The organism is Marinobacter nauticus (genome assembly GCF_003634635.1).
In the GTDB taxonomy this organism is placed as follows: Bacteria; Pseudomonadota; Gammaproteobacteria; order Pseudomonadales; family Oleiphilaceae; genus Marinobacter; species Marinobacter nauticus.
In genome coordinates this window covers 44,681-57,708 of record NZ_RBJB01000002.1, presented here as the reverse complement: position 1 = coordinate 57,708, position 13,028 = coordinate 44,681, and the positions used below count along the sequence as shown (strand labels likewise).

The following is a 13,028-nucleotide window of genomic DNA, read 5'->3' as shown; positions in this document are numbered from 1 at the left end:
TTTCTTTTGGGCCTCAGAAAACCTCGGCCCGCTGCATGAACTCCCGCAACACCTGGAACAGCGTATAACCATCCCGTGTACCGATCATTTCACGAATCGAGTGCATGGCAAACTGGGGTACGCCGATATCCAGCGTGGTCACGCCAAGATTTCCCGCGGTCAACGGCCCGATCGTGCTGCCACACCCCATGTCACTGCGCACCACAAATGTCTGGTGCGGCAACCCCAGTTCATCGCTGATGTGGCGATAGAGGGCGGCGGAACGACTGTTGGTGGCGTAACGCTGATTGTGGTTTACCTTGATGACCGGCCCCTGATTCAACAATGGCCCATGATTCTCATCATGTCGGTCTGCGTAGTTTGGATGAATACCGTGGGCGTTATCCGCAGAAATCATCATGGAACGAGCAATGGCACGGCTTTTCCCGGCGCCACACCAGCGGTCCAGCACCGCCGTGAGAAACGGCCCCTGGGCACCTTCGGCGGACATACTGCCCACTTCCTCATGGTCATTGCAGACCAGTAGTGCCGGCTCGTCACCAGAGGTTTCCAGCAGGGCCTGCAGGCCGATATAACAACTGAGCAGATTATCGAGCCGTGCGGAGGCCAGGAACTCTTCACGCAGCCCCACCAGAGCTGCACCCTGTGCATCGTAAAAACTCAGTTCATAGCCCAGAATCTTGCTGGTCTGCAGCCCGGATTCTTTGGCAATCTGCTGTTTCAGCAACTCGGCAAAGGTGGTGGTATCGGTTTCCGGCACCTGCATAACCACCGGCGGAAGATCAGTCTGGGCATTAACGGTGCGACTGCTGTTCGCCTCCCGGTCCAGATGGATGGCCAGGCTCGGAATGATCGCCACTGGCTTGCGGAAATTCACCAGGGTGTCCCGTACTTTGCCGTTGTCGTCCAATACCGTCACACGGCCGGCCAAAGAAAGATCCCGGTCAAACCAGGGGTTCAGCAATACGCCCCCATACACTTCCACACCCAACTGGAAAAAGCCCTTGCGGCGAATCTCAGGGTTCGGTTTGACCTTCAGGCAGGGGCTGTCGGTATGGGCTCCCACCATCCGGATGCCGGAACTGACCACATCCTTGGTGCCGGTACGAAAGGCAACAATAGACGAGCCATTACGGGTTACGTAGTAGCCCTGCCCTGGCTGCAACGACCATTCTTCGCGCTCGTCCAGCGGTTGAAATCCCGCTGCTTCAAGACGCGTTTTCATGGTATTGACCGCATGCCACGGAGTCGGCGAGGCATTCAAAAACTCAATCAAGTCTTTATTGAATTCAGTGTGTTCCATGATCTTCCTGATTGCATGATAATGGCGGCTACAGTATGGCATGAAGCCGCGCCGGCTCCTACCGGGTACGCTGCGCACCGCCATAAGCACTCACCGAAGATTCCGGAGTTCACTGTGTCACTACCCCGCTTTCTGGATATCGAATACTGCCAGACCGACGACGCCCTGTTTCCCACGGCCATCGCCTGGTCCCTTGCAGACGGCCAGATGAAAACCGTGGTAATTGCACCGGAGGATGCCTGGTTGCCCGAAGATGGCGACCTGGGCGATGTAGACCTGCTGTATCTGGAAGAACAGGGGGTACCCCTGCTGGAACTGGCCAGGGAGCTACACGAGGATCTGCCGGACCAGACCGTATACGTGGATGGACTGGATCCGGACGAAATCCTGATAGACCTGATCTTCAGTGCCGTTCGCCAGGAGGCCCCGTTTGAAATCGCCCCCATTTCCGAGCTGATTACCGGCCTGAACAGCGAAGCACTGGAAGACCGCCGCCGGCAGTTGCTCTTTGATGAAGGGCTTGAACCGCAGCTGCCGGAAAACGGCGTATATTCCCTGCTGTTGCTGGCCCGTGAGGAAGGCTACCTGGAGGATTGAGGTCCGGCGCCTGATCACGGGGAACTGTGACATGAGTCCGCGTAACATTGCGTTACACAAGGCAGAATCGGGCGTCAGTACCGTTACTGACAGGAAGCCTGATAATAATGAACAAGGTCACACCCCGTTTCCTCACATCCAGCCTGATAGCGCTTGGCCTGTTTTCTTGCGCCGCCTTTGGCCAGGAGACCCCTCGCTCCGATAAACACTATGTCGGACTGTTGGCGACAGCCATTGAACACCGCTCCATCGGGCAATCCGACGAGGATGGCTGGGGCCAGGCAGCGACACTGGTGATTGGCGGCCACCTGAGCGACCTGATTCATGCAGAGGTGAGGCTGGGGGGCGGCTTGGCAGACGCCGAGATTTCCCGTGGCGACCTGAGCCTGGCCGTCGACTACTTCGGCAGCTGGTACATGGGCCTGCACTACCCCATCGGTGAGCTTGGCAATGTCTATGCCCAGGCTGGCTTTACCCATGTCAGCGGGGAGGCAACCCTCGACAACCGGGATGCCGACGCCAATGCCCAGTTTCGGGATATCGAGGGCGATTACCCGAGCACCAGCTTCAGCTTCAGCTGGCTGGCCGGCCTGGACCTGGAACTGATGGATAACACCTACCTGGTTTTCGAGGGCGGCAAGCTGTTTGAAGACACGGACACCAGCGCCAATGCCTTCCAGTTCTCCTCAGGTATCCGTTACGAGTTCTGATGCCGGATATGCCAGCACCGATGGATTTTCGGGTTGCGCTGAAAATCCTTGTCCAGAGTGCTGGCACTCACCTCTTTCACTTCAAACTCTGACTCCAGCGCCTCATCCAGCCTGAACTTACGGAAGTTATTGGAGAAAATCAGCAGGCCATCACTGGACAGTCGTGCCATGCACTGCCGCACCAGATCGGCATGATCGCGCTGAATATCGAGAACGCCAGCCATCCGGGCTGAGTTTGAGAAGGTGGGCGGGTCCATGAAAATCAGATCAAAGGTCTGATTCGCGGTTTTTCGGTCTGCCAGCCAGGCCAGGCAGTCTGCCTGTTCGACGACGTGCTTGCGCGGATCCGCCGAGTTGAGAGCCAGGTTATCCTGCGCCCAACTGACGTAGGTTTTGGACATGTCCAGGCTCATCGAACGGCTGGCTCCGCCAACCGCTGCGTGCACGGTCGCTGCGCCGGTATAACAGAACAGGTTCAGAAAGCGCTTGCCCCTGGCATGTTGCTGGATCCAGTAACGTACCGGGCGATGATCCAGGAACAGGCCGGTATCCAGATAGTCTTTCAGGTTCACCTTCAGGGCGCAGCCGTGCTCGTGCACGTTAAAGTACTCGCCGGTCGCCGCCTGTTTTTCATATTGCCGGGTACCTGTCTGGCGCTGACGTTGCTTGCACACCAGATCCTCCGGCGCGACCTCAAGCACTTCCGGGATCACCGCCATGGCTTCGGCAAGGCGCTCTCTGGCTGCCTTTTCGTCAACTGATTTCGGGGCCAGGTATTCCTGAACATGTACCCGCCCCTCGTAGATATCGATCGCCAGGGCATATTCCGGCATATCGGCATCGTATAGGCGGTAACAGCCAATGTTCTGCTTCCTGGCCCACTGGCCAATCGTTTTCAGATTCTTCTTGAGACGGTTACGCAGCATGTCTGCCCGTTCGGCGTTGGCGATGCGAGGCATAATCTGCCCCGGCGCGGCCGGATCACGGGGCGTGCGGGCATTCTCCGGCTGTACTTCGAACAGCAATAGCTGCGCCGGCAGCTTGCCATTGAACAACTTGTACTGCTTGAAGCTTCGCAAACCGAGGGATTTTCCGAACTCCGGCGCACCGGTGAACACCCCCAGGCGCCATCCGGTAAGCTCCCGGGCCACAACCTCTCCAAGGCTCTGGTACAGGGCCGCCAGCTCCTTGCGCTCACTCAACCGCTCACCGTAGGGCGGGTTGGTCAGCACCAAGCCAGTATCGCTCCAGTCATTCTTGCGAGTGAATTCGGAGATCGGCCTGGCTTCTACACGAACGATACCTTCCAGGCCAGCTCGCAGGATGTTTTTCTCTGCGGTCGCAATCACTCGACCATCCTGATCGAAGCCGCAGAAGGCAGGAATACGCCCCTGCTTGCCCTCATGGGCCCGGCGCTCCGCTTCCTGGCGCAGCGACAGCCAGAGCTCGGGCTGGTGTCCTGGCCACTTTTCGAACCCGAACCGCTCCTGCTTGCGACCCGGCGCAATGTCCAGCGCCATCAACGCAGCTTCAACCACAAGCGTGCCGGAACCGCACATCGGGTCCACAAAGTCACCACCGTTGGCGGCAATCTCTGGCCACCCCGCCCGCAGCAGCAACGCCGCCGCAAGGTTTTCTTTCAAGGGTGCGATACCCTTGTCGGTTCGGTAGCCCCGCATGTGAAGGCTGTGGCCACTCAGATCAATTCCCAACGACAACCGGCCCCGGTTCAACCGCGCCGATACCGTGACATCCTGATCTTTCGGCGCGACCGAGGGCCTGGGTGCACCCGCACCCCGGATACTGTCGACAATGCCGTCCTTCACTTTCTGGGCGCCAAACTGGGTATTCCGGATAGCTTCGTTCTGGCCAAGAAACGTTACCCGGAAGCTTCCTCCCGCAGGTATATGGGCCTGCCAGTCAAGATCAACCACGCCGGCGTAAAGCTCGTCGGCACTCCGGGCATCCACATCCGCCACATTCAGAATCACCCTGTTCGCCAGACGGGACCACAGGCAGGCCCGATAGCCACTCTCCAGTTCGCCCTCAACCCAGACACCGGCGGGCGCATTCCGCACAAGGTTCAGGCCGAATTCTTTCAATTCATCGGCCAGGAGGTACTCGACGCCTTTGGGGCAGGTTACGAAAAAGACATGCTTGGACAAGATCAACTCCTGGTTTTCTGAATAGGGCCGGTAAGTTTCCGGAATGGCAGCAAAAGCCTTTTAGCGACTGTCATCGTTATTTCACAAAAATATAAAAGAAGCGCCATATAGATGAAATAAATAGTGTACACCGGCGCGAGGTTCGTCTTACCTTGTAGTTGACGCGTCGTTCCGGAGGCCGAATAAAAGTCTCCGTTAACAGGATCCTGACTGCTCTGACCGGAGCTGGCAATAGTGGGTTGTCCCGGAGAGGCTCCCGACTGCCAAGGTCACTGCAGATGTGTACACGCTTGTTCTGTTAATCCATCAGTGAGGAACGGCATGAAAAGACAGAAGAGAGACATGTACGCTCGTGCATTCAAGCGGGGTTATCTCGCTGGCGTGTCCGGCAAATCCAAAGACAGCTGCCCGTTAGAACAACCGGAAGTCCGCCAGGAATGGCTGAACGGGTGGCGAGAAGGCCGCACAGATAACTGGGAGGGCATGACCGGCGTCTCCGGCATCCATAAACTGGCCAACGTAACCGCAACATAATGGCCAACCCCGTTTAACCCTGATCTGTTTTTTTCAATTTTTACGCACAAATCACAATCAGAGCAGTAACCAGAGCAACCCAAACGGGGCCTCCCGCCCCGTACCATGCGAAGAAGCGCTACGGGGTTTATTCCCCGCAAGGGCCCGCTCAGCGGGCCCACCTTCTTTCTGGCCTCAGCTGATTTCTTTCCGGATTGCTTCCACAGCTTCGTTGATCAACGACGGGCCTCGATAAATAAACCCGGTATAGATCTGCACCAGCTTTGCGCCTGCCCGAATCTTATCTGCCGCACTGTCGCCATCCGTGATGCCGCCCACGCCAATAATCGGCAGCCGATCGCCCAGCTCAGCATACAGCCCCTGAATCACTTTCACAGACGCTTCCCGTACCGGTGCACCGCTGAGACCGCCCGCCTCCTGCTCGTGAGCGTGCCCCTTCACCGCCTCCCGGCTGATCGTGGTGTTGGTGGCAATCACACCATCCAGGCCAGCCTCCAGCAATGCAGCAGCCACAAAGCGAATGCCCTGCTCGTCCATATCCGGGGCGATCTTTACAGCCACCGGCACATAGCGGCCATGCTTTTGCTCACACGCTGCCTGCTCTTCCTTTATCGCGTGCAAAAGTTGCTTGAGCGAATCGCCAAACTGCAGATCCCGGAGGCCCGGCGTATTAGGAGAAGATACATTAACGGTGATGTAGTCGGCATAGGGGTAAACAGCCGCTATTCCTTTACGGTAGTCCTGTTCAGACTGCTCATTCGGGGTGTCTTTGTTCTTGCCGACATTAATGCCCAGTACGCCCCGGTAACGACGGTGGCGGACATTGGTAATGAGGTGTTCCAGGCCTTCATTATTGAACCCCATGCGGTTAATGATGGCCTGGTGCTCCGGCAACCGGAACATTCGAGGTTTTGGATTTCCGGGCTGTGCCAGAGGCGTAACAGTGCCCACTTCGATAAACCCGAAACCGAGAGCACCAAGAGCATCAATGTGGTCGGCGTTTTTGTCCAGCCCAGCAGCCAATCCAACCGGATTCGGGAATTCCAGGCCCATCACGTTTACCGGGCAAGGCTCCGGCTGTCGGGTAAATGTATTCAGGATGCCCAGTTTTTGAGCAACATCCAGGCTGCCAAGGGCAACATTATGGGCCCGCTCCGGTGGCAATCGGAACAGCAGGTTTCTCAGAAGGCCGTACATCGTCAAACTCCTTTCTCCGGGTGGCAGGAGTATACCGAAAGTTTTCCACACCATCTTGTGTAAACCCCAATTAGTCCCGAAAACCCCGCCCTGTATAGCCTCCCGACGCTTTTCCACGGAATCTGTGGATAACCCTGTTGAAAATTGCCGAGCAAGCGCCCCGACCCCTTGATAACTGCGCCAGCCTACAAATTGATCATTTTTTGATCAGTTATTTTCACTTTATTTATCAATAGCTTAAATAGATAAAATTAACATTTGACGGCTTTGGCAACAAAATGCTAACGGGTAACCAATTCGTCATGATGTGCATAAATCGATCACAGCCAGGCCATTAATTCCACCCATTTCTACGTTTATTCCCGTTATACTGCCCTCATCGCGAAAAGCCCGGAGTGAATCCAATGGAACAGCCTGATCAACCCAGCCATCAGCGCCAGAATAATCTCGAATCCGAGAAGCATGCGGCGACCCGGGTCACGATCATTGGCATGATTCTCGATGCCGTTCTGGGCATCATAAAAGTCATTGGCGGCACTCTTTTTAATTCCCAGGCGCTACTGGTGGATGGTATCCATTCCTTTACCGATGTGGCATCGGATTGGGTGGTTCTGGCGGTCATGCGTCTGTCCCGCAAGGAGCCAGATGCGGACCATCCTTACGGACACCAGCGAATCGAAACCCTCGGCACTCTGGTACTGGGCAGCATTCTTATTGCCGTGGGCGCGGCCCTGGCCTGGGAGAACATTCTCAGGCTCCTGTCCGGTGAAGCGCAGCTGGTTCCGGGCTGGCCAGTGCTGGTAGCGGCCGCGGCCTCGGTAGCAGGCAAGGAATGGATCTACCGTTATACTCGCCATGTTGGCATGAAAATCCGCTCAGACCTGATCATTGCCAACGCCTGGCACAGCCGTACCGATGCATTTTCGTCAGTGGTCGTTCTGGTATCTACCATCGGTGCCATGCTGGGTTTCGTCTGGCTCGACGTGGTAGCCGCCGTCCTCATCGCAGCCATCATTGTGCACATCGGCTGGAAATTCACCTGGGACAGCGTGAAAGAACTGGTCGATACAGGTCTGTCCGAAGATGATACCCGGATGTTGAAAACCATTGCCCTGGAAACGGATGGCGTGCGAAATGTTCATGAACTGCGCAGCCGGCGGATGGGGCACGACATCCTGCTGGACGTACACCTGGTAGTTCGCCCGGAAATCAGCGTTTCCGAAGGGCATCAGATTGGTATGAAGGTGGTCACGGGCATGCGGGATGCCCTGGAGAACATTCGGGACATCAACTTCCATATCGACGCCGAGAACGATGAAAAAGTGCCCCACGCCACCGACCCGGGGCTACCCGATCGCGAAGCACTTCGTCGCCTGCTGACAGAGAAGCTGGGCGAGCTACCACCGCAAAGCCGGCTCCGGCTTCATTACCTCAAGAATCGCATCCACCTGGAAATCTTCCTGGATGAAAACCATTCCGGGCCACACCTGACCACGGAACAGGTTCGAGCGGTTCTGGCAGACTACCCCTGGTTTGGCAGCGTCCGGGTCTGGGTCGCTGCCAACTGACGCGCCGGTTTAACGGCGCCGGTTCTCCTCCATGCGCGACAGGAATTCCTGCATCACCAGGGTATACAGCTCTCCGCCCAGGAACTTGTCTTCCACACCCGAGTCGATACTCGGGTTGTCATTCACTTCAATCACCGCCACCCGATTCCCGGCTTGTTTGATGTCGACACCGTAAAGCCCATTACCGATCAACCGGGTCGAATTCAATGCCGCCTGGATGACATTGCGAGGCACCTCGTAGGTGGGCATGGTTTCAAAACCGCCACTTTCCACTGTGGCACCACCGTGCTGGTAAATCTGCCAGTGACCTTTCACCATCAGATATTTACAGGCATAGATGGCCCGGCCGCCAAGCACACCAATGCGCCAATCGTAATCCGTGTAGAAGTACTCCTGAGCCAATACCAACGCAGACTGTTTGAACAGGTCTTTCAGCCCTGCCCGAAGTTCCTTTTCGTCCTTGGCTTTGATCACACCACGGGAAAAGGCGCCATCCGGAATTTTGATGACCACAGGAAAGCCCAGTTCATTACTCACCTGCTGTACCGCATCCTTCTGATCCTTTGAAAGGATCAGCGTTTTCGGTGTTGGCACCTTGTTGTTTTTCAGCAGGTCCGCCAGAAACACCTTGTTGGTGCAACGCAGAATCGACACCGGGTCGTCAATTACCACCATCCCCTCGGCCTCTGCCTTGCGAGCAAACCGATAGGTGTGGTGATCAATAGCGGTGGTTTCACGAATAAACAGACCATCATATTCCGGCAGGCGCATGTAATCCCGGCGGGTAATGCGCTCCACGTTAATTCCCAGCTTTCTGCCGGCACGCTCAAAACGCTTCAGGGCCATCTCATCGCTCGGAGGCAACTCTTCCTCGGGGTTCACCAGCATAGCCAGATCAAAACGGTAGCGGCGACGGGTGCGCGGTTTGCGCCAGATCATGCTGCTGAAGCGATCCAGGGCGGCCGCAAACAAATCCTGCTCACGCTCGTCAAGATCCGCCGGTGCCGCCGGCTTCATGGTTTCGATCTGCCATTGTTTGCGGTGACGGAACACCACTTCCAGAATCGGGCACGGAAACCGCTCGAACAGGGCACGGGCCACGGGCTTCAGGTCTGGATGTTCGGCCTGGCCAAAATAGGTTCGGATTCGTACTTCATGGGTGGCGTCCCGGTCATCGGTGGCGGGATCGATTTCGGAGGCTGATTTTTCCAGCCACTGGATGACACTGCTGTCCAGCTCTTGGAGTTCAAGCGAAAACAGTCCCTTCCGGCTCAGGTCGTTAAGTGTCATAACCGATGGCACCACGTGGTGCCCGCGCGCTTCCGCAAGCAACGAACAGTAGTAGCCCCGGCTCAGATACCTGGCACTCTGACACAGGTTTATCACCCGCACGCGGCTGTTAACCGGGGCGGTAAACTGAAGGTATTGATCGAAGGTAAGCACGTCTTCGCTGGGGTAGTACGGTGCCCAGTCTTTGGCGCGGTCTACAACGATGAGCAATCGGGACATAAAGCGGCATTCCTCCCTGAAGGTAAAGCCTGATAATTCCGGCAACAATACGCCCCATCACCTTGCCAGACAATCGCCTGAAGATGCGTGCTTTTACGCATCATCCGCTGCTATGACGGGATGGCATCTGTCTACCATAATAGCGGCAATGAGCGTGCCCGCCAGGCGCTACCTTTTTCTCGTTGACCGGGTTTACCAGACCATGACCGATGTAATGCTCCGCCAAGCCCATGCCAGTGATCTGGATGCCCTCGTTCAGCTGGAGAACCGCTGTTTTACCGAGGACAGAATATCCCGGCGCAGCTTCCGCCGCTTTCTGGAGATGCCCAGGGACCGACTGGTTATCGCCGAATTGAACGGCGAACTGGTGGGCTACTGCCTGGTGCTGATGAATGCAGCCACCCGGCTGGCTCGGATTTACTCGATTGCAGTCTCACCCGTTGCCCGCAGCCGCGGTGTGGGTGAAAGACTGGTCCGTGAGGCGGAGAAGGAAGCGGTTGAGGCAGACCGTATCATCATGCGGCTGGAAGTGCGTGAAGACAACATCGGGGCCATTTCCCTGTATCGTCGGCTGGGATATCGGCAGTTTGGCACCTACCGGGACTACTACGAAGATCACGGCGATGCCTTACGGTTCGAGCGGCGGATCCTCTACTACGAGCCCTCTCGCGAATTTCTTCCGGTGCCCTATTACCCCCAGACCACCGAGTTCACCTGCGGTCCGTCTGCATTAATCATGGCGATGGCGGCCCTTGACGAACAGCAACCAGTAAGCACGCTGGAGGAGCTGAAAATCTGGCGTGAAGCCACCACCATCTTCATGCTGGCCGGGCATGGCGGTTGTGGCCCCCATGGGCTTGCGCTATCTGCCTGGCACCGGGGCTTCGAGGCCAGTGCCTGGATCAGTCAGGAAGGCGCGCTGTTCAAAGATACGGTCCGCAACGAAGATAAAAAGCGGGTACTGGAACTGGTGCACGAGGGGTTCCTGCACGATATCGGGCAGACTGAAATCCAGCTGCATCACGACCCGCTAACCCTGGAGGCAATGGAGAAGGCCCTGCATGACGGGCGCATCCCTGTCATCCTGATCAGCACCTGGCAACTGAACCGGAGCCGGGTGCCGCACTGGGTAACCGTGTGTGCCATCGACGAGGATTTCGTGTACCTGCATGACCCGGAAATCGATACCGAGGAAGGGGAAACCGTGGCCGACAAGCAATACCTGCCCATCGACCGACGGGTATTCGACAAGATGTCGCGCTATGGCCGCAACCAGCCCCTGCAGGCGGCAGTGATTGTCGGCCCCAAACGCCACTGATCAGCCGGTCCGCAGGGCCGCTTCCTTCAGTTCCGAAATCTGATCCCGCAGGCGCGCCGCGGTTTCGAAATCCAGATCCGCGGCGGCTTTGTACATCTCGTCTTCCAGTTTCGCCACTTCCTTGAGGACATCTTCCGGCGAGCGATTGCCTACCTTTACGCGATAATCCTCGGCTTCTTCAGCAGCCTTCTGCCCGGGACGCTCCGCTTTGCGCCGGCCACGACCCCCGCCGCCCGCGGCACCCTCCATAATATCCGCGATCTTCTTGTTCAGACCGGTGGGGGTAATACCATGCTCCTCGTTGTGTGCCATCTGCTTGGCACGACGACGCTCGGTCTCATCAATGGCCCGCTGCATGGAACCGGTGATCCTGTCGCCATACAGAATGGCCTTGCCGTTCACGTTACGGGCGGCCCGACCAATGGTCTGTATGAGCGAACGCTCTGAGCGCAGGAAGCCTTCTTTATCCGCATCCAGTATTGCCACCAGTGACACCTCCGGCATATCCAGCCCCTCCCGGAGCAGGTTGATGCCCACCAGCACGTCAAACTCGCCCCGCCGCAGATCCCGAATAATCTCAACTCGCTCCACGGTATCGATATCTGAATGCAGATAACGCACTCGGATGTCGTGCTCCATCAGGAAGTCGGTCAGATCCTCTGCCATACGCTTGGTAAGCGTTGTGACCAGCACCCGCTCATTCACCCCGACGCGCTGGTGAATCTCAGACAGCAAATCATCCACCTGGGTAGACGCGGGCCGAACCTCAATCTCCGGGTCCAGCAGCCCGGTCGGTCGTACCACCTGCTCCACCACCTGGCCAGCATGCTCGGCCTCATAATTCCCCGGGGTGGCCGAGACAAAGATCATCTGGGGCGCAATTCGCTCCCACTCCTCAAACCGCATGGGGCGGTTGTCCAGTGCTGATGGCAGACGGAAACCGTACTCCACCAGGGTTTCCTTACGGGACCGGTCCCCTTTGTACATGGCGCCAATCTGCGGAATGGTCACGTGGGACTCGTCCACTACCAGCAAAGCGTTGGGTGGCAGGTAGTCAAACAGCGTGGGTGGCGCTTCACCGGGGTTACGCCCGGAGAGATAGCGGGAGTAGTTCTCGATACCATTGCAGTAACCGAGCTCCAGCATCATCTCGATGTCGTAGCGGGTACGCTCCTCCAGCCGCTGAGCTTCCACCAGCCGGTTGTTATCCCTCAACTGCTGCAGCCGAACATCAAGCTCCTGCTTGATGTGCTCGACCGCATCCAGCACGGTCTGCCGGGGGGTGACATAGTGGGACTTCGGGTAAATGGTCACGCGCGGCACCCGCCTGAGCACCTCTCCGGTAAGCGGGTCAAAATAGCTCAGGTTCTCCACTTCATCATCGAACAGTTCGATGCGAATGGCTTCCTTCTCGGATTCTGCCGGGAAGACATCAATGACATCGCCCCGAACCCGATAATTGGCACGTTGGAACTCGATGTCATTGCGGGTGTACTGAAGTTCCGCCAGCCGGCGCAGGATATACCGTTGATCCATCTGGTCACCCCGGTCCAGGTGCAGCATCATTTTCAGATAGGACTGCGGATCACCCAGACCGTAGATGGAAGAAACCGTCGCGACAATGATGGCATCCGGGCGCTCCAGCAAAGCCTTGGTGGCCGACAGCCGCATCTGCTCAATGTGCTCATTGATGGAGGCGTCTTTTTCGATAAAGGTATCGGAAGACGGTACGTAGGCCTCCGGCTGGTAGTAATCGTAGTAGGAGACGAAGTACTCCACCGCGTTATCGGGGAAGAACTCCTTGAACTCGCCATAGAGCTGCGCCGCCAGGGTCTTGTTATGGGCCATGATGATGGTTGGCCGCTGGACCTGCTGAACCACATTGGCAATGGTGAAAGTCTTGCCAGAACCGGTTACCCCGAGCAGGGTTTGATGGGCAAGCCCGGATTCAATGCCGTCAACCAGTCCCGCAATCGCTTTGGGCTGGTCACCTGCAGGTTGGTAGGGCGAATCAACGCGAAAGGCCCCTTCCCTTGCACTGGATGCTTTGTTGGCCATATCTGGCGTTTTAACCTCCGGACACCGGAAACGACGGAATATTTGCGTCGCATCCTCAAGAAATTTAGC

10 protein-coding genes are annotated in these 13,028 nt (G+C 57.0%); 5 read left to right on the top strand and 5 right to left on the bottom strand.

The genetic code is table 11. The features are described 5' to 3' along the window. Nucleotides 1-13: 13 nt before the first annotated feature. Nucleotides 14-1,303, bottom strand: coding sequence for a M18 family aminopeptidase (locus C7436_RS00280; protein WP_022992548.1), 1,290 nt, complete (start codon nucleotides 1,301-1,303; stop codon nucleotides 14-16). A gap of 114 nt (nucleotides 1,304-1,417) precedes the next feature. Between C7436_RS00280 and C7436_RS00275 the strand changes: the two genes are divergently transcribed. Together C7436_RS00275 and C7436_RS00270 are read left to right on the top strand one after the other, a co-directional pair. Continuing rightward, nucleotides 1,418-1,900: a hypothetical protein gene (locus C7436_RS00275; protein ID WP_121206319.1), complete on the top strand. Its 483-nt coding sequence runs from the start codon at nucleotides 1,418-1,420 to the stop codon at nucleotides 1,898-1,900. Between the two features lie 107 nt (nucleotides 1,901-2,007). Next, nucleotides 2,008-2,610, top strand: a complete 603-nt coding sequence (locus C7436_RS00270) for an outer membrane beta-barrel protein (protein WP_121206318.1) — start codon at nucleotides 2,008-2,010, stop codon at nucleotides 2,608-2,610. Here the strand turns inward: C7436_RS00270 and rlmKL are convergent. Beyond that, a complete protein-coding gene (gene rlmKL / locus C7436_RS00265) occupies nucleotides 2,598-4,775 on the bottom strand; it encodes a bifunctional 23S rRNA (guanine(2069)-N(7))-methyltransferase RlmK/23S rRNA (guanine(2445)-N(2))-methyltransferase RlmL (protein ID WP_121206317.1) in 2,178 nt (725 codons plus the stop codon). The two genes, C7436_RS00270 and rlmKL, sit on opposite strands and share 13 nt — an antisense overlap. 321 nt (nucleotides 4,776-5,096) lie before the next feature. Here rlmKL and rmf point away from each other — a divergent pair, with 321 nt between their 5' ends. After that, nucleotides 5,097-5,309 (top strand): ribosome modulation factor, encoded by a 213-nt coding sequence (gene rmf / locus C7436_RS00260; protein ID WP_011784548.1) that lies wholly within the window; start codon nucleotides 5,097-5,099, stop codon nucleotides 5,307-5,309. A gap of 174 nt (nucleotides 5,310-5,483) precedes the next feature. On the opposite strand, the gene C7436_RS00255 is transcribed toward rmf, so the two are convergent. Then, entirely contained in the window at nucleotides 5,484-6,506 is a 1,023-nt protein-coding gene (locus tag C7436_RS00255) for a quinone-dependent dihydroorotate dehydrogenase (protein ID WP_121206316.1), read from the bottom strand. Nucleotides 6,507-6,910: 404 nt separating this feature from the next. On the opposite strand from C7436_RS00255, the gene C7436_RS00250 reads away from it, so the two are divergent. Continuing rightward, nucleotides 6,911-8,074, top strand: a complete 1,164-nt coding sequence (locus C7436_RS00250; RefSeq protein WP_121206315.1) for a cation diffusion facilitator family transporter — start codon at nucleotides 6,911-6,913, stop codon at nucleotides 8,072-8,074. Nucleotides 8,075-8,083: 9 nt separating this feature from the next. Here C7436_RS00250 and C7436_RS00245 read toward each other — a convergent pair whose 3' ends face one another. Beyond that, nucleotides 8,084-9,583: a RimK family protein gene (locus C7436_RS00245; RefSeq protein ID WP_121206314.1), complete on the bottom strand. Its 1,500-nt coding sequence runs from the start codon at nucleotides 9,581-9,583 to the stop codon at nucleotides 8,084-8,086. Between the two features lie 202 nt (nucleotides 9,584-9,785). Between C7436_RS00245 and rimI the strand changes: the two genes are divergently transcribed. Beyond that, nucleotides 9,786-10,901: a ribosomal protein S18-alanine N-acetyltransferase gene (gene rimI / locus C7436_RS00240; protein ID WP_121207011.1), complete on the top strand. Its 1,116-nt coding sequence runs from the start codon at nucleotides 9,786-9,788 to the stop codon at nucleotides 10,899-10,901. Here rimI and uvrB read toward each other — a convergent pair whose 3' ends face one another. Continuing rightward, nucleotides 10,902-12,959 carry an excinuclease ABC subunit UvrB gene (gene uvrB / locus C7436_RS00235; RefSeq protein ID WP_121206313.1) on the bottom strand — a complete coding sequence of 686 codons (2,058 nt, stop codon included), beginning with the start codon at nucleotides 12,957-12,959 and terminating at the stop codon, nucleotides 10,902-10,904. Nucleotides 12,960-13,028: the final 69 nt, after the last annotated feature.